Here is an 18113-nt window from a genome sequence, read left to right as displayed (position 1 = left end):
AGGAGTGTCGACATGCGAAAGAATAATAATCATGAGGAAAATATAGTGGAGATGAATGGGCGTAAACAGGATGAAAAAATAGATGAACCGTGCGTGGAGATTGATGAAGAAACGTTATTTATCGTCACTCAGACGTTTAAAGCATTGTCCGAGCCGACTCGTGTAAAGATTCTTCATTTATTGGCGCAAAAGGAACACTCTGTTAATGATATCGCTGAAAAGCTGTCGCTGCTTCAAACGACCGTATCTCATCAGTTGCGCTTCTTGAAAAATTTACGATTGGTCAAGTACAGACGCGAAGGCACGACTTTATACTATTCTGCCGATGATGATCATGTCATGAATATGCTTCAGCAAACGATGCACCATGCGAGACACCACTAGGAAACAATGGGGGAGTTCAAGATGGATGAATATAAGCTTCAAGGGCTCTCGTGCAGCAATTGTGCGAGGGAAATGGAAGAGGAAATCAATAAATTGGAAAACGGGGAAGGCTCGAGAATTCTTTATAATAGCAGCAAATTAGTCCTGAATAAAGGCGTTGATATGCAAAAAGTGGAGAAAATCCTCTCCGCTGATGGAGCGGCCCTTGTGAAGGAGCATGGGGATGAACATGGTCATGATCATTCACACGAGCATACGAACAGCAGCACAATGAAGATCCTGCTAGGGATTTCGGCCATCATCTTTTTCTCAGCGATCTATGTTGATTCGCAATTGGATAATCTGGTCCCGATCATCATGTATTTGACCGCTGCTGCGACAAGCGGATATCCAACCTTCATCAAGGGAGCAAAGAATCTGCTGAAATTCAAGTTCAACATCGATACGCTGATGACAATTGCCTTGATAGGGGCCTTTTCCATTGGGGAATGGAAAGAAGGGACACTTGTAGCCATTCTCTTCGGCGTCAACGAACTGCTTGAAGGAATGGGCATGGAGAAGGCAAGGAAGTCCATGGAGGAATTAATGAAGGTCGCACCGAAAGAAGCGATCCTGATCGAAGGGGACAAGGAAAGGGTCGTCCCGATCAGTTCATTGAAAGCAGGGGACCTCGTCCTTGTGAAATCAGGACAGAAAATCCCGTCAGATGGGATCGTCGAATCCGGTAAGAGTTCCGTAAATGAAGCGGCCATCACCGGTGAAGCCATGCCGGTTGAGAAGGAAAAGGATGAGAAAGTCTTCGGCGGAAGCATTAACAACGAAGGGGTCCTCAAGGTAAGGATTTCGAAAGAATACAAAGACTCGTCCCTTGCGAAAATCCTGCACTTAGTCGAAGAGGCTCAGGAAACCAAGACCCCGACAGAACAATTCATCAATCGATTTGCCCGGTATTATACACCGATCATCATGATCGTGTCCGCATTGGTGATACTCGTCCCGCCCCTTCTATTTAATGGGGACTGGGGAGAATGGTTTTATCAAGGGCTGGCCGTCCTCATAGTCGGCTGTCCGTGTGCACTGATCCTATCGTCTCCGATAGCCATCGTGTCCGGGATTGCCCGCAATGCAAAAAACGGAATCCTTGTAAAAGGCGGCGTCTTCCTAGAACAGCTTGGGAAAATTGATACCGTTGCATTTGATAAAACGGGTACGCTGACCAAAGGCCATCCTTATGTAGAAGAAATGGCCGTGTACGATCAAGAAAACTTTTTCCGGATTGCCGGTTCAATCGAAAAATCATCTTCACATCCGATCGCCAAAGCGGTTATGAAGAAGATAAGCGACGACTCAGCAAACCAGGCATTCTCGGAACCTGAAGACATCAACACCATCTCAGGTCAAGGTGTAGCTGCCATGATTGAAGGAAAAAGTTACAGAGTCGGAAACGAGAAAAGCCTCGAATGTTCCGTTCCGTCTGAAGTCGAGCAAAAGATCCAAACGATGAAAGCGAATGGGTATACGCTGGTGATTGTCTCAAGCGATACAGACGTTCTTGGATTATTCGGCATCACGGATGAAATCAGGGAAGAAAGTAAGGAAATCATACAGGACCTATATTCTGCCGGTATCAAACAAGCCGTGATGCTGACAGGAGACCACGACAAGACCGCAGAAAAAGTGGCACAGCAAGTAGGGTTGACCGATTACTATGCAGGTCTCCTTCCGGACGAAAAAGTCGCGAAAGTAAAAGAACTCACAAGCAAAGGAAAAGTGGCCATGGTGGGTGACGGAATCAACGATGCGCCTGCTCTTGCCACGGCCGACCTTGGAATCGCCATGGGCAAAGGAACCGACAGCGCCATTGAAACCGCCGATATCGTGCTGATGCAGGATCACCTCGGAAAACTTCCTTCTGCCATCAAGATTGCGAAAAGGGTTAATAATATCATTAAAATCAACATTTCCCTGGCATTGGGGTTAAAACTGATTGCACTGCTCCTGACCATCCCAGGACTACTCACACTATGGATTGCCATTCTGTCTGATATGGGTGCAACCATTTTGGTTACGTTGATTAGTTTGACGGTTATGATCGGGGAAAAGTCAAAAGTGTCAAATTAAATGAAAGGAGCGGGACGATCCCTGCTCCTTTCATTTTTTATTGGGTATTAAAGGGTTTTTGCAGCTGTTTAGTAGAATAAACAAGAGAGAACACAATTCCAAGATGGGAGGCATTTCAGAATGAAAAAACTGCTTATCTTCGGAGCAAGCGGATTAGTGGGAAAAGCACTGGTAAAAGAATGCAAAGACTCCTTCGATGTATACGGAACCTATGCAACCAGACCCGTAGATCTCCCTCAAGAAAAACAATTTCAATTAGAAATCAGCGATACGGACCAAATGAAAGACATTGTTAAAACTACAAGACCCGATAGCATCATTTCATGCCTAAGAGGCGAGTTCGATCAACAGCTTGAATTTCACAGGGAACTCGCAAAGGAAATGCAACATACAGAAAGCACACTCTACTACTTTTCCACGGCCAATGTGTTCGATGGGGACTTCACGAAGCATCATACAGAAGAAGACGCTCCTAACGCCGCATCACCTTATGGGCAGTTTAAAATAGAGTGTGAAAACTTGTTGCATGAATTATTACAGGAACGGGCCGTTACAATACGCATTCCGCAAATATGGGGGAAGAACTCTCCTAGGCTGGACCAGATCAAAAGTGGGATTGAAGAAGGCTCCATTGATGTATACAGCAATCTGGAGTGTAATCATCTCACAGATGAATTATTGGCCAAACAGTTAAAATACATCATTCTTCATCACCTTAAAGGAGTTTTTCATCTCGGTGCGGTCGATATGATGGCTCAGTCTCAATTCGTTGAGGAACTAGTGGGCAACCTTACGAATAAGGATGTTAAGTTTCATGATTGCCTGCTTGAAGATAAACCGGAGACATTTCATTTCGGGCTGAAGAGCATTCGAAAGGATATTCCGGGTCGTTTGGTGAAGACGAATAGAGCATTGATAAGGGATTTAGTTTAGGCAGATTCTGTTGAAATGGGGGCTTACACATGTTTGATACGTTTAATTTTGACCTGATCTACCGTGAACGAAATGATGTAACCCCATTAGTGGTCATGATGTGTGGGGTGGCGGGTTCCGGTAAAACGACTTTTTCACAAATATTGGAGCGATCCGGTTTTGTCCGCCTTTCAATCGATGAAGAAATATGGACAACGAATGGTCGCTGGGGGATTGATTTCCCAATGGAAAAGTTTGAGGAATATAGAAAAGAGGCAGAAGTAACATTACGCAACCGTTTAATAAAGTTAATCCACGATAAACAGCAGGTGGTGATTGACTTTAGTTTTTGGGACCGTAAGAGAAGGAATCGATATAAAAAGCTGATCGAGGATTCCGGAGGTAAATGGATGCTTGTTTATTTGAAAGTTCAAGAACGTGATTTGCGTGAACGACTTAAGGTACGTAGCCAGCGTTTTGATGCAAATTCCTTCCCGATTTCTGAAGAACTTTTAACGTCATATCTTAATGGATTTGAAATACCTCAAGGAGAAGGGGAAATAGTGATAGACAATTAAAAGGTGGTAAGTAACAGTGCAGATCTATGCTACAAAAGCAGGACTTCCCCTCCCCATCTCAGAATACATAGTGAAAAGGATTGAAAGGAGAAAAAGTATGAACATTGAAAAACAGATACTAAAATGGTTCACCCATTTCCACGCTCATCCGGAAGTGAGCTGGAAGGAAGTTGAAACGACGAATAAGATTGCAGCAATTTTGGATGAACTGAATGTGGGCTACAGGAGATTTTCTGATGTGACAGGGTTGATTGCTGAGATAGGGGAAGGGGATGAAGTGACGGCTGTTCGCGCGGACATCGATGCCCTGTGGCAAGAGGTGGACGGGGGGATGAAGGCGAATCATTCCTGTGGTCATGATGCCAATATGTCGATGGTTCTCGGAGCACTTCTTTATTGCCTGCAGGATCCTCCGAAAAATAAGCGGATCCGTTTCATTTTTCAGCCTGCAGAGGAGAAGGGGAATGGATCGCTGACCATGATTGAAAAAGGAGCGCTTGAGGACGTCCGTTATTTATTCGGGGTTCATTTGCGACCGCAAGAAGAATTGGAACATGGGTCCTTTTCGCCTTCCGTTCATCACGGGGCAGGCATTTACATGGAAGGGAAAATTAAGGGTGTTGATGCCCATGGGGCGAGACCCCATCAGGGAAAGAATAGCATCGATGTGTTGATGGCCATTCATTCCTTTTTAAAAACGATCTATTTGTCTCCATTTGAATCGTATTCTGCCAAACTGACAAAGCTTGCTGCCGGAGGGGAGAACCTAAACATCATTCCGGGAAATGCGGAGTTTGCCATCGATGTGCGTGCACAGAAGAATGAGGTGATGGAAGAAATACAACGCCGTCTGAATGATGGAGTCGATGCTATTGCTAAGCTGTATGGAGTCACGATTGAGTATGATTGGACTGACTATACTCCTGGAGCGGAGGTGTCGGATGAAGCTGAGAGCATAACGAGGGAAGCGATTGTATCCATCGCGGGTGAAGAAGCATTGGCTCCGCCGGTCATTACTTCGGGCAGTGATGATTTTCACTTTTACACGATCAAGCATCCGGAAGTGAAGGCGGCGATGATCGGGGTCGGGGCGGATTTGACTCCAGGACTGCATCATCCGGACATGACGTTTAATGTTTCAGCGTTGAATCAAGCGGCAAAAATACTAGCTGAGACGTTAAAAAAGACATCATCCTGATTGTAAACGGTACCAAAAACGGATTGACGTCTCCAGCTTCTCCCCTTATGATACTCATATAGCGACTATTTAACGACAATTAGGAATAGTCAAAAAACAAAGGGGTATCAAGGGGGAATTTGGATGAAGAAAGAAATGTCGTTTTGGCTGGCCATCATACCATTGTTAGTCATGATCACCGTAATGGCCATCACAATCGTCGTGTTGGAGCAGGGGCCGCACATTCCTCTGATCATCGGTACGGTCACGGCTGCACTAGTCGCATGGTTTACTGGATTCAAATGGAAGGATATAGAGGAAGCGATGTATAAGGGGATCCGTCTTGCTTTACCGGCCGTCGTCATCATCATGCTTGTGGGATTGACGATCGGTGCGTGGATCGGTGGGGGAGTCGTGGCGACGATGATCTATTATGGTTTGAAGATGATCACACCTTCGCTTTTCCTATTATCGATTGCGGTCATCTGCGCCGTTGTGTCGCTTGCGATCGGAAGTTCCTGGTCAACAATGGGGACCATCGGTGTTGCAGGCATGGGAATCGGCATTAGTATGGGGATCCCGGCTCCGATGATTGCAGGTGCCATTATCTCCGGGGCTTATTTCGGTGATAAGATGTCGCCCCTGTCAGATACAACGAACCTGGCTTCGGGTCTGACCAACACAGATCTTTTTGTACATATCCGACATATGCTTTACACAACGATACCAGGCTTTGTGATTGCCCTGGCTGTATATGCGTATTTAGGAAGGAACTTTGGAAAAAGCGGAGTCAATACGGAGGACATCGAAAAAACAATCGGGGTGCTGCAGGACAGCTTTGTCGTGTCACCATTTTTACTGATTGTACCACTGCTTGTCATTGTACTCGTTGCCCGGAAAGTTCCGGCCATCCCGGCTCTGATTGTGGGGATCATTCTTGGATTTGGAGCCCAGGTATTCATTCAGCACGATTCGTTTGCGGATGCTGTTTCGGCTCTTCAAAGCGGATACGTGATCGAGACGGGAAATACGATGGTCGATGATCTGTTTTCACGCGGAGGTCTCGACTCCATGATGTACACGGTCTCCATGACGATCGTCGCCATGACCTTCGGGGGGATCCTTGAGCACACAGGTATGCTTCAAGCCATCGTCAACCAGATCCTTAAGGTGACAAAGACAGCGAAAGGCCTGGTTGCTTCCACTGTAGTGTCTTGTTTTGCCACAAATGCATCATGCTCTGAGCAGTATATTTCCGTCGTGGTGCCTTCACGGATGTATGCGAATGCCTATAAAGAAAAAGGGCTGCATTCAAAGAATCTGTCCCGTGCCCTTGAGGACGGGGGGACGTTGACATCAGTCTTCATCCCATGGAATACATGCGGGGTCTTTATTTTAGGGACGCTCGGGGTCCATGCATTTGAATATGCGCCATATGCGGTGCTGAATTTCATCGTGCCGATCATTTCCATCATCTATGCCTTCACGGGCTTCAGCATTACCAAACTGACCGAAACCGAAATGAAGGCAATGGAGCAGGAGGATGCCACACTTTCCTCCTGAACCGGTCAATAAATGGGGAAGGTCAGTTCATAAATGGCCCGTGGCCTTCCTTGTGCATAGGTCATTTCTTCTCCAATGATCCTGGCAGAACCATTGTCGACCAGCTTCTTCAAAATCCGTTCTGTGGAGCGTCGTGTGATTTGTAAGTAGTCAGATAGCTCTGCCGCCGTGAAATCACGGGCCGAACGGGATTTGTAGAATTGAACGATTTTGGATAAGTTCGCCGGACTTAATTTTAATTGCTTGGCAAGGGACAGCATGTCGGGAGTATCATTCTTCAGATGCTGTTTCTTGCTTTTATTAGGAAAAGGTCCTGATAACTCTTTTTCTTCATTTAAAATGAAGGCGCAGCTATTAGAATCAGCCTTTCTGGCAAATGACAACGCAATCTCTGCGTTTGTCTCTGCCTCCGCTGCCGTATGACCATATCCGAACCCTGCAAGCATGGAATGTTCATGGAAGTCGGTGCTTTCCAGGAAATGTTCAATGCTTCCCCTATTACTGTAAATTGTGTGGGAAGCATCATCCTCATTTTTTTGGAGTGTTCCCTTCATCAAGCGGGCGAGTTCATGAAGACGTTCATGTTCCCCTTCACAATCTTGAACGGAAAGACGGGCTGCGGCAATCGTGGCTGCTTTTCGTTTAGAAAGAAGGGACTGGGAATGAGCTTTCTCAATGGCACGTATGAGCGATTTGGCAGGGTCGATCATTCTCATGCAAGGGATGTGCAACTCGACAAGCTGGTCGTAAACCGCATGGATGCTCGTTAAAGCCATCTCTGTTTGACCGTCCTGAAATAACTGCTGGTGGAATTCTGTATAGTCGTTGATATGAAAATTGTGGGGCAGGCTCTCTTTATAATCCTTTACATATCGGGGCGGGTTCTTGAAGTGTAGGTCTGACTGGGCGTGATCGATGAGAGAACGATCCATCAAATCGATGGACACACGGTCTAGTTCAATCCCATGATGGTGCAGGATATAAAGCAGTGAGGTCACAAGGGCCGTTTCATCCTGTTCCAGGTAAAGGACCGGGATGGATAGTGTGCTGCATTCTTGTTGTGAAAAAAAGTAAGGCAGTGCTCCGGAAAACAATACGGCATCACAAGGTGTGAGGTTTTTCATAAGCTTGCTTGCTTCCTGAGGTTCATCGTAAATATAAGGGACCAGTTCGATACTGTTCAAGTTATAAGGGATGGACTTCTCGACCCGTTCGATGAACTCCCTGGACCCGATCAGGGCGATTTTCGTTTTCATGGCAATCTCCTTTCTAAATTAACGACTATATAACGACATTATACCAAGAGGAAAGAAAATTTGTTAGTTTAAGGAGTGTTTAACATATGATCATAAAAAAAATCAATCTGTATGCGATTCGATTACCACTGAAACAGCCTTTTATCATCAGTTACCATACCTATGAGGATATGCCTTCAATCATTTTGGAAATGGAGACGGACGAAGGCATCATTGGATACGGTGAAGCGGTGGCGGATGAACATGTGACAGGGGAAACGTGGGAAAGCACATTTCAAGTACTTCAGCACACCCTCGCTCCGAAACTGATCGGGGAGAATCCATTTCATATTGAAAAAATCCATGAGCAGATGGATCAAGCCATTTACAATGCCCCGACAGCCAAGGCAGCCATCGATATCGCCTGCTATGATGCCATGGGGAAAAAAGTGAATCAGCCTGTCTATCAGCTGCTCGGCGGCCGGTATCACGAAGAATTCCAGATTACCCATGTCCTGAGCATAACAGAGCCGGATACGATGGCAGACGAAGCGGCCAGTATGATCGAGAAAGGGTTTCAATCCTTTAAAATGAAAGTTGGAACCGATATCGACCAGGACATTGAACGAATACGGAAGGTCAGGGAACGCGTCGGGTGGGACGTGCCGATCAGGGTCGATGTGAATCAGGGCTGGAAGAACAGCAGTCAGACACTGAAGGCACTGCGGCATCTTCAAGAGTTGAACATCGATTGGCTGGAGCAGCCCGTTTTGGCAGATGATGTGGATGGGATGGTCCGGATCAAATCGAAGACAGATATCCCCCTCATGATCGATGAAGGGCTGAAAGGCGTTCGTGACATGCGTGAAATCATCGGGAAGCAGGCAGCGGATAAAGTGAATATCAAATTGATGAAAAGCGGAGGGATCTACCCGGCAGTGAAACTTGCCCACATGGCTGAGATGGCAGGGATGGAATGCCAGGTCGGTTCGATGGTCGAGTCATCGATCGCGTCAGCAGCGGGATTCCATGTGGCTTTTTCCAAAAAGGTCATCACTAGTGTAGAATTGACGGGACCGATTAAGTTTTCAAAGGACATCGGAGACCTGCATTATGACGTTCCCTTTATCCGACTATCGGATAAAGCGGGCCTCGGTGTTACAGTAGATAAAGCTATTTTGGAAGAGTTGACTGAGTTTAAGAGTATCGTAGACTAAGGAGCATGGAATCATGGATTATCTATTCGAAGGGTTTCTTGAAAATAAAAATGAATCATACACCGTCCGTTTGTTAAGTAAAGAGGATATGAATCAAATACAGCAGCTGCAGGAACTTGTGGTGGATACGTTGACGGAAAAAAAGAACCTGCAACCCTTGACGTATGAGGAATTGGACTATATTCTAACCGGAAACGGGCTGATGATCGGAGCCTTTACAGAGACGGGATTAATCGCATTCCGCGCTTTGTTGGTCCCGCCTATTGACGAAGAACATCTGGGGCTGGATGTTGGATTGGATGCAGAAGAACTGCCACGGGTCATCTACCAGGAAATTTCGAACGTCCACCCGGATTACAGAGGCAACCGCCTCCAGCAAACACTGGCTCATTTGATCATGCAGGAGCTGGGGGAGCTGGAACAAAAGTTCACCTATGTGGCTTGCACCGTCGCTCCCTTTAATATTCCCAGTTTAAAAGATAAGTTCAAGCAGGGAATGGAGATTGCTGCCCTTAAGATCAAGTACGTCGATCAATTGCGCTATGTTTTCATCAAGCGCCTTGATGGAGATGGCGGAGGAGAAGAAATTTCCGAGATTGCAAGAGTTCCGATGGGGGATGTCGAGGGACAGCAGGCGTTATTGGATGAAGGGTGGCGTGGCATTTCGATGGAGGAAGATGATGGTGGGTATCGGGTGTTGTATGTGAGAAGAGAGTCAATGGGATAAACCTCCGTCTATTAAATTAGCGGACTTGGAGTGAAAGGCAAATGAATTCATCCTTCATTTTGAGTGTCCCCTGATTAATAAACGGACTTTTTCCGGTTATCATGCAAAATAGGGGTAGGCTTGGGGGAAATAAGCGGAATTTCTCCGTTTAAGGCAAGGATAAATGGCCCAACTTAAAGCTTTTTGAGTATATAGGCGGAATATTTCCGTCTATTACTCGATATTTCGTGCAGAATTCCTCAATAAGCGGAATATGTCCGCTTATGAAAGTGTGTTGTTTTATGGATATATAGAAGTCGCAAGAAAATGCTTGGAGCATCTGTCTCCAAGCATTTTAATTTTCCTTATGATGTCTTCACAGGCTCATTTGAGAGCATGCTCGAGGGAACTTCCTTGAACATCCGAGGTTTCGTCTTCAACAACGAAAATAACACACAACCCGCCAAAACAATCGTACTTCCAACAGCCTGCAGCCCATTCATCTTCTCTCCCAAAAAGACGAACGCCAACAAAGCCGTGAAGACAGGATTGAAGTTCAAGAACAACCCGGACGTACTCGGCCCCAGCTTATTCACCCCGATATTCCAGAGCACCATGCAGACAACCGTGGAAATCACACCCGTATACAAGATCGACTGAATGAACGAAGCATCGACATTCGTCACGTGGAAATCATGAAGGTTGAAAGGCAGCAGGATGAGAAGTCCGAAAATCCCTGAATAAACAATCGACATCATGGGCGTGACACTCTTCATCGCCCACTTGCTGCAAACGGAATAAAAGCCCCACATCACCACCGCAGCCAGCATATACAGGTCCCCTTCATTGAACTCTAAGGAAAAGACCATTTCCAGGTTTCCTTTGGACAGGACAAGCAACACGCCAAAGAGTGACAAGAACATGGAAGACAGTTGAAAGGCATTCATCTTTTCCTTAAGAAAAATAAACGAAATTCCGGCAATCGAAAACATATTTAACGTGGAAATCAAGCCAACGTTGGTCGCAGAGGTCTTCTCAAGGGCCATGAATTGGAGTGCCTGAAAAAGGGCTACCCCTGTCAGCCCCATTAAACATAATGGCAGAATCGATCGTACGGGTGGAACGAGCTTCTTTTCCTTCCACCAGACCATTGGAAACAGGCAGACAATGGCGATCGCCCATCTTAATATCGTCAATGTTCCCGGGGATGCATGCTCCACAAGGGTTTTGCCCACGATGAAATTGCCTCCCCAGAGAAGACTGGTCAATAATAATAGATAATGATATTTCACGTCATTCAGCCCCTTTTCACAGAGCCACTGTGCACAATGACATTTACTATAAGAATAATTTTAACATTTAATCAGATTTACAGAAGAACATATTGTATAATGAGGATTAATCGAAATAATTGAAAGTATGATAGAATAAATGGTTATAGAAATTCATTTGTACATCGTTTTATCAGGGGTTTTTGGAACAATTGAAAAGGGTGGTTGAATCATGGAATCAGTGGTAAGCAGGGTATTGGACCAAATGGATCTCAAGCTTTTGGATTTGCTGCAAAAGGACGGGCAGTTAAGCAATCTTGAATTATCAAAACGGGTCAATTTATCGGCACCGGCCGTTCACGCACGCATAAAGCGTTTGGAAACAGAAGGGTATATCAAGAAGCAGGTAGCCATTCTGAATCACGAAAAACTGGGGTTTGATTTATTATGTTTCGTGTTTATGAGCACGAACGAACACCGCACCGAAAAACTGGAAGCCGTGGAAGGGACATTGGAATCAATGGAGGAAGTCCTGGAATGTCATTGCTTGACCGGGGAATATGATTATCTTCTAAAAGTCGCCTGCAAGGATCGAAAGGGGCTGGAGATCTTTATCAGAAGGTTGAATGAGATGGGGATCACGAAGATACAGACGAGTTTGGCGTTGAGGGAGATTAAGGATTCGACGGTGCTACCGATAATGGAGGATTAAGTGGGGATTAGCCCCCAACATTCAGAAACTTAAATATATGTAGAGTTGCAATAATACATATAGGAATCCGAGCAACAGCAAAATCAGCAGACCAATGATGGATGGAATCAGATAAAGGGCACGTGACCCTTTTTCCAGGTTAATCATAAAAAAAATGAAAGCCGAAACACCAATTAGATAAGGGATAAGGTATCCAATGCCTAGATAATGTAAAATACCCTCACTTTGGCCAACGGAGTATTCAACAGCTGTGTCTGCTAGAATCAGTAGAATGGTAGAAAATCCGGTTACTAGTAAAAGAATTCGTATGTAATTGAGAATGGTTAACATCCTTTCTTTTATCCAACTGCCTTATGTTTGATTATTTTTTCGTTATGATTTTTCTGGTCTTTGAAGTTAAGAATCTTACTTTATGATTTATCATTTGGAGACTGATGTCAATGTGTGCTGTAAGACACTGGCGATTCACGACTTTGTCATTCCATAGGGCTTAATTTAGTGATGTCATCAGCATTATCCCAATCTGGGATGAGTGCTTTTTTTATTTTGAAAAATTTAGTTTAAACTTGACCGATATATTTCCATTGAATTTTGCTGGAAAATGGGAAGTCGTATTTGGAGATAACAAATCAATAGTTGCTTCATATTTAAAAATCTGTCGAGATAGTCTCAACAGCTTTTTATAATTTCAAAAACTTAGATCTATGAATATGGTAAAATATAACTGTTAAGAATTGCCTGCAAGGAGGAAACCCAGTGAAATACATATTCATCATAACAGCTATACTCGTCATCATATTTCTCAGCGACCTCATGAAAAAAAGACGGATTAAAAGAATAATAGAAAAAGAATGGCAGGAGAAGAAGAGCTTCTCAATTGACGAACCAGTCGACTCGGTCAGTACATTCTGGAAGAATCTCGGTGGTCAACGGCACGGTGTGGACGAAATCACATGGCGCGATTTATCAATGAATGAGGTATTTCAAAAGCTCAATTACACTCAAACCTCCGTAGGTTCGGAGTACTTATATCAACAATTACATACTATCCAACTCACGGATCAAGACCGTGATGAACCACTTTATAAACTGATGCAAGATAATAAGCCGTTACGAACTCGGCTATTATATGACCTGAAGTTATTAGGAAAACGGAATCATACAAATTCTTCTGCATTTTTTCATAAAGAGTATACAAATATTAAGAATATCTGGTTGTATTTTATTTGTGGAATATTACCGATTGCAAGCATCGGCGTCATATTTTTCTCAATAAAGTACGGTCTGCTTTCACTCATAATGTCTATCTGTTTGAATATCGTCATCTATTACACTAATCGCCGACACCTTGATATCAGCTTGTATGAAATTTCGTATGTAGCCGGCATCATCAGGACCGGTAAACGTATGGCAAATATAAAGAATGATTCTTTCAGGCCTTATTCCAAAAGCATTAGCCAATCGGTTGAACCTATCCGGAAGATGCTGATCCTGGAAAGGGTTGTCTCACTTGGGAAGGGGTCAGGGGACTTAGAAGGATTATTTGAATACATACGGATTATCTTCCTGCTCGACTTTATTTCCTATTTCTTTATCATCCGGATGCTGAAGGAACATAGGGATAAATATGAGGCAGTGTGGAAATCAATTGGAAAAATAGATGCGGGTATAGCTGTAGCATTTTACAGACGTACGATCGGGGACTATTGCACTCCTGACTTTATTGGCAGTGAGGAATTGCTCTTTGAAGATATGGTTCATCCTTTGATTGAAGATCCCGTGAAAAATGGTTCCCAGCTGAATAAATTATCGCTGATTACCGGTTCGAATGCCTCTGGTAAATCCACCTTTATGAAGGCTATCGCCATTAATGCTATTCTGGCACAGACAATTAACACTGTGCTTGCCACCCGTTGGAGGATGAAGCCTGGATACGTACTCTCATCCATGGCGATTCAGGACAATGTCATTGAGGGAGATAGTTACTTCAAAGCAGAGATCAAGTCGTTGAAGCGGATTATGAATATAGTTCAGTCCGGTGTTCCTTGTCTCGCTTTCATTGATGAAATTCTTCGGGGTACCAATACGGTTGAGCGCATCGCGGCATCTGCTTCCATTATGGAATGGCTCAAAAATTACCAGGGCATGACGATGATTGCTTCACACGATATCGAACTCACAACGATGGTGGAAGGATTTGAAAACTATCATTTCCGTGAAACGGTTCAGGAAGACAGCGTCTATTTCGACTACAAAATACATAAAGGTCCTTCCAAGACGAAAAATGCCATCAAGCTGCTGGAACAAATGAAATATCCTAGAGATGTGACAGAACAAGCTTATCGGTTGGCTGATGAGTTTGAGGAAAGTGGAGAATGGAAGGTTCCCAAAACCTCCATTACGAGGATATGATTAAATGTTTGTAGCTCAAATAATATTCATTTCAATAGGAATACTCACTATTATGATGGGGTTGTTGGTATGGAAAAAACGTTGCTACAAATTGATGGCAGGATATGTGGAAGGCAGCATCAAGAATGAAGCTGCGTTTGGAAAAGTGAATGGAATATTCTTTATGGTCATGGGGATATGGACGATTGCTTTTAGTTTCTTTATGGATGTGTTGAGTGTATAGGTGTTTATTGGTCTACTAATGATAATAGTAAGTGCACAAATTATATTAAATAGTAGGATTGCTAAAAAATGAGGTTATCGCTGAGTGAAACGAAAAGTATTTTTTGTTTCATTTTGTGGTAAAATATAGATGAAGGAGGGGTTTGTGATGATTATTGAAGAAGGTAAAATAAATTCTGCTGCCTTGATTTTGGATAACATCGATTATGAAAAAGACCCTGCATTTGTGTTTCTTATGTTAGCGCATGCCACTGAAATGAAACATCATCGTTTTGTACGGAAAATACTACACACTGAAGATACAGTTTTTAAACAGAAAATGAATGCTCTTGATGAATATAAAAACTTGCTCGTGTCACTGTCAGAAGCATTGAGGGATACGGCGATGCATCCTGTGGAGAATTTGGCTGTCACGAAATACTTTCTCGATTCCCTGTTCTTACTTATCTCAGACAAGGGATCTTTGAAATATGATTACCAGCATGACTATCTTTATTCTTCCAATATGATCTGCAATGGCTTGAAAATTTCTAAGGCTACTCTAAGTCGCTATGTAAATCTTGGCTTAGAGGTGGTTGATACAAATAAACATAATCGATATCCTGCTCATGTACTATTTTATTGGAAGGAAAGCTTGTGGTCATCGCGCATACAAGCCATATTTCAGGCATTTAAGATCCGTAACCGTACCCGGTTGGACATCATCAAAGAGTTGGAAGAAGAAAAACGTACGTATGAAAAGAGCCACGGGAATAAATCCTTCTATGAAGTCTACGCCCAAGTTAAGAATCCAGATGAATTAGAAGATCCCGAGAAATATTATGACTGGAAAGACATAATAGATGAGTTAGAGGAACTTACAAATGAAGATCAATCAGAATGATCGGATTCAACATATTCAACGACTCTTCGAATCAAATCCGGATGTATTTGATTTTAATAAACCCGAGGTACTTGAAATTAGTGCAAAAGGTTCTAAACGAGTAACGGCTGTTCTTCCCTTATTGCATCATGACGTGTATGGTGAAACTGTCCTTTTTATAAATGAAAAAATTGAAAATGAAGACTTAAAGGAGTTTAGATATGGCTGGGAGATTTCCCAACGTCAACGCAAGTTGGGTGTTTCATCACGATTTCTAACAGCGTTTGATAAACAACATAAACCAGAACCGCCTTATAACAATATTAGTACTGATCCATATCACCATCATTATGAAATAGGCAATAAGGTTCTGCGTACTGAAACTTTTGTTCAGTCTTTAGAGGATGTTATTACTATTTTAAGAGATTATATTATAAGTGGAGACCCTTACCACAGTAATCATAGATTCATATAATCGCCCCTAAACTAGAGAGGTTTTTTCTTCCCACGAACATCCACCCAACTAAATACACCATTGCGATCATAAAATAATTAGTGTACGATAAAAAGAAAATTTTAACGAACGAATCATAATGGAAAGTATAAAGGGACACTCACAAAGCGAACAGTATGATTTTTTCATAATAGGCAGATTCGTTTTGGGAGTGGCCCTTTTTTGTTTAAGGAGGATGCCATCATGACGCATTACATAAATGAATTTACGGACTTCTTCTGGCAGCATGACATCTATTTCCGGATTGTGGTGAGTGCGGTGTTGGGGTTCATCATCGGATGGGACCGGTCTTCGAAGAACAAGCCGGCCGGTTTGAAAACCTATACGTATGTTTCGGTGGCATGTACGTTGATTACGATCGTTTCAATCGAAGGCGCCGATATGCTGAGTGAACCGGATAGCGGGAAGATGATGGATCCACTCCGTCTCGCTGCCCAGATCGTATCGGGGCTCGGGTTCTTGGGTGCAGGGGTGATCCTGAAAGATGGACTGCGGGTGAAAGGGCTCACGTCGGCTGCGATGATTTTTTACGTTGGGGGTATCGGAATCGGCATCGGAGCAGGGTTTTATTCGATTGTCATCTTCGCCACCCTTGTCACCTTCATCATGACGAGGATCGGTAACTTCTTTGAAGAACGGGAGATCAAGGCGATGAGTCTGCCTAAGCTGCGGAAGAAAAGCGATGAGAAAGACGACTAAATGAAAGGTGGGAACAGATGATCTGTTCCCGCTTTTTATTTTGTAAAAGATATGTAAATAAGAATAATTTAATTGCCAACTTTTAGTTAATGTTGTATTATTGTGAATAATCAGACATATATATTAGACAGGTTTTAGTCTAAGGGTAGAGATGCGGAGAATCCCTGTGACCAATAAAATGCATGCCACATTTTTGTGCTGCAGTTTATTGTTCATGGGTTTTTTTATGAAGAAAAGGGGAGGAAATGACATGAAGATCAGGCTTTTATCATTCGTTTTAGTGTTGATGGTTGTGTTTGCCGGATGCAGCAGCAGTGATACCGCTGGAGGCGAAACGACTGAAATTGATTTCTGGTTTCCGGTAGCGGTTGGCGGGGATGTAGCGAAGATCGTGGATGGGTTTGTGGCGGATTTCGAGAAAGAGAATCCTGACATCAAGGTGAATGCGAAATACGGAGGCAGTTATGCCGAGACGATGACCCAGGTAATGGCATCGGCACAGGCAGGAAATTCACCTGAGCTTGCCGTATTATTCTCCATCGACCTTTTCACATTGCTTGAGAATGACCTGATTGAGGAATTGACGCCGATGTTCGATGAAAAGTATCTGGATGATTTCTATGATGGATTCATGGCGAACTCTTCCATCGGTGATAAAGTGTACAGCTTGCCGTTCCAGCGCAGTACGATCGTCCTTTACTACAATAAAGATGCATTCAAGGAAGCCGGTCTTGATCCGGAAGCTCCACCTGAAAACTGGGATCAGCTCGTGGAATACGGGAAGAAGCTGACGAAGAATGGCGGAAAGGACCAGTGGGGTCTTGAAATTCCGAGTACCGGCTATCAGTACTGGATGTTCCAGGCGCTGGCTCTTCAGACAGAAAAGAATATCATGTCCCAGGATGGAAAAGAAGTATATTTCAATGCCCCATATGCAAAAGAAGCAATGGATTTCTGGCTATCCCTTGGGAAGGAACATAAAATCATGCCGGAGGGTGTCATTGAATGGGCGACGGTTCCTTCTGACTTCCTGAGTGGAAAAACGGCGATGATGTACCATACGACGGGGAACTTGACGAATGTGAAGAACAATGCGGACTTTGATTTCGGTGTGTCATTTTTGCCGGCGAATGAGCAGTACGGTTCCCCTACAGGAGGCGGAAACATCTACTTGTTCAAAGACCTGCCTAAAGCAAACAAGGAAGCGGCCGTCAAGTTCATGAAGTTCCTGACCGAACCGGAGCGTGTGGCTCAGTGGTCCATCGATACAGGATATGTCGCCACCACGGAATCGGCTTATGAGACAGACGTGTTGAAGAAGTATGTAGAAGAATTCCCTCCTGCACTGGTTGCTCGTGAGCAGCTGGAATATGCAGAAAGTGAACTCGCCACCTATCAAAATGGTGAAGTACAGAAGATATTCAATGATAACATTCAATCGATCTTAACGGGTCAAAGCCCTGTGGATGAAGGATTGGATAACGCACAGAAGAAAGCAGAAGACGTGTTGGAGCCATTTCAGTAAAGG

17 protein-coding genes are annotated in these 18113 nt (G+C 43.9%); 15 read left to right on the top strand and 2 right to left on the bottom strand.

Going from position 1 to position 18113, the window contains the following annotated elements; all coding sequences use genetic code 11:
- Positions 1-51: 51 nt before the first annotated feature.
- The 6 genes from M1J35_RS20095 to nhaC all read left to right on the top strand — a co-directional run bounded on the left by M1J35_RS20095 (position 52) and on the right by nhaC (position 6735).
- Positions 52-384: an ArsR/SmtB family transcription factor gene (locus M1J35_RS20095; RefSeq protein WP_079533374.1), complete on the top strand. Its 333-nt coding sequence runs from the start codon at positions 52-54 to the stop codon at positions 382-384.
- 21 nt (positions 385-405) lie between these two features.
- Positions 406-2505, top strand: a complete 2100-nt coding sequence (locus tag M1J35_RS20090; protein ID WP_254652119.1) for a heavy metal translocating P-type ATPase — start codon at positions 406-408, stop codon at positions 2503-2505.
- A gap of 120 nt (positions 2506-2625) precedes the next feature.
- Positions 2626-3438: a sugar nucleotide-binding protein gene (locus M1J35_RS20085; RefSeq protein ID WP_254652118.1), complete on the top strand. Its 813-nt coding sequence runs from the start codon at positions 2626-2628 to the stop codon at positions 3436-3438.
- Positions 3439-3467: 29 nt separating this feature from the next.
- The gene (locus tag M1J35_RS20080; RefSeq protein WP_254652117.1) at positions 3468-3995 is read left to right on the top strand and encodes a P-loop nucleotide/nucleoside kinase family protein; all 528 of its coding nucleotides are present in this window, start codon (positions 3468-3470) and stop codon (positions 3993-3995) included.
- 97 nt (positions 3996-4092) lie between these two features.
- Complete coding sequence (locus tag M1J35_RS20075) at positions 4093-5193, top strand: amidohydrolase (protein ID WP_254652116.1); 1101 nt, start codon at positions 4093-4095, stop codon at positions 5191-5193.
- A gap of 123 nt (positions 5194-5316) precedes the next feature.
- Complete coding sequence (gene nhaC / locus M1J35_RS20070) at positions 5317-6735, top strand: Na+/H+ antiporter NhaC (RefSeq protein WP_254652115.1); 1419 nt, start codon at positions 5317-5319, stop codon at positions 6733-6735.
- 5 nt (positions 6736-6740) lie between these two features.
- On the opposite strand, the gene M1J35_RS20065 is transcribed toward nhaC, so the two are convergent.
- The gene (locus tag M1J35_RS20065; RefSeq protein WP_254652114.1) at positions 6741-7991 is read right to left on the bottom strand and encodes a transcriptional regulator; all 1251 of its coding nucleotides are present in this window, start codon (positions 7989-7991) and stop codon (positions 6741-6743) included.
- 86 nt (positions 7992-8077) lie between these two features.
- Between M1J35_RS20065 and M1J35_RS20060 the strand changes: the two genes are divergently transcribed.
- Together M1J35_RS20060 and M1J35_RS20055 are read left to right on the top strand one after the other, a co-directional pair.
- Positions 8078-9187: a mandelate racemase/muconate lactonizing enzyme family protein gene (locus tag M1J35_RS20060; RefSeq protein WP_254652113.1), complete on the top strand. Its 1110-nt coding sequence runs from the start codon at positions 8078-8080 to the stop codon at positions 9185-9187.
- A 13-nt stretch (positions 9188-9200) separates the two neighbouring features.
- Entirely contained in the window at positions 9201-9914 is a 714-nt protein-coding gene (locus M1J35_RS20055) for a GNAT family N-acetyltransferase (RefSeq protein WP_254652112.1), read from the top strand.
- A gap of 344 nt (positions 9915-10258) precedes the next feature.
- Here M1J35_RS20055 and M1J35_RS20050 read toward each other — a convergent pair whose 3' ends face one another.
- Complete coding sequence (locus tag M1J35_RS20050) at positions 10259-11185, bottom strand: DMT family transporter (RefSeq protein WP_254652111.1); 927 nt, start codon at positions 11183-11185, stop codon at positions 10259-10261.
- 211 nt (positions 11186-11396) lie between these two features.
- On the opposite strand from M1J35_RS20050, the gene M1J35_RS20045 reads away from it, so the two are divergent.
- The 7 genes from M1J35_RS20045 (at position 11397) to M1J35_RS20020 (ending at position 18110) form a co-directional block, all read left to right on the top strand.
- On the top strand, positions 11397-11876 hold the full coding sequence (locus M1J35_RS20045; RefSeq protein WP_254652110.1) for an Lrp/AsnC family transcriptional regulator: 480 nt from the start codon (positions 11397-11399) through the stop codon (positions 11874-11876).
- 756 nt (positions 11877-12632) lie between these two features.
- Positions 12633-14288 carry a MutS-related protein gene (locus tag M1J35_RS20040; protein WP_254652109.1) on the top strand — a complete coding sequence of 552 codons (1656 nt, stop codon included), beginning with the start codon at positions 12633-12635 and terminating at the stop codon, positions 14286-14288.
- Positions 14289-14382: 94 nt separating this feature from the next.
- Entirely contained in the window at positions 14383-14511 is a 129-nt protein-coding gene (locus tag M1J35_RS22740; RefSeq protein ID WP_256503923.1) for a hypothetical protein, read from the top strand.
- Between the two features lie 147 nt (positions 14512-14658).
- Complete coding sequence (locus M1J35_RS20035) at positions 14659-15393, top strand: hypothetical protein (RefSeq protein WP_254652108.1); 735 nt, start codon at positions 14659-14661, stop codon at positions 15391-15393.
- Complete coding sequence (locus M1J35_RS20030; RefSeq protein ID WP_159362543.1) at positions 15374-15847, top strand: toxin-antitoxin system TumE family protein; 474 nt, start codon at positions 15374-15376, stop codon at positions 15845-15847. The genes M1J35_RS20035 and M1J35_RS20030 overlap by 20 nt, the downstream gene beginning before the upstream one ends.
- Before the next feature lie 222 nt (positions 15848-16069).
- A complete protein-coding gene (locus M1J35_RS20025; protein WP_079533309.1) occupies positions 16070-16585 on the top strand; it encodes an MgtC/SapB family protein in 516 nt (171 codons plus the stop codon).
- A 250-nt stretch (positions 16586-16835) separates the two neighbouring features.
- Positions 16836-18110 carry an ABC transporter substrate-binding protein gene (locus M1J35_RS20020; protein WP_254652107.1) on the top strand — a complete coding sequence of 425 codons (1275 nt, stop codon included), beginning with the start codon at positions 16836-16838 and terminating at the stop codon, positions 18108-18110.
- Positions 18111-18113 lie beyond the last annotated feature (3 nt).

The sequence above is a fragment of the Rossellomorea sp. KS-H15a genome (assembly GCF_024195245.1).
GTDB classification, from domain to species: Bacteria; Bacillota; Bacilli; order Bacillales; family Bacillaceae_B; genus Rossellomorea; species Rossellomorea vietnamensis.
The sequence above is the reverse complement of the archived record's forward strand: the minus strand, read 5'-3'. Positions and strand labels throughout refer to the sequence as shown.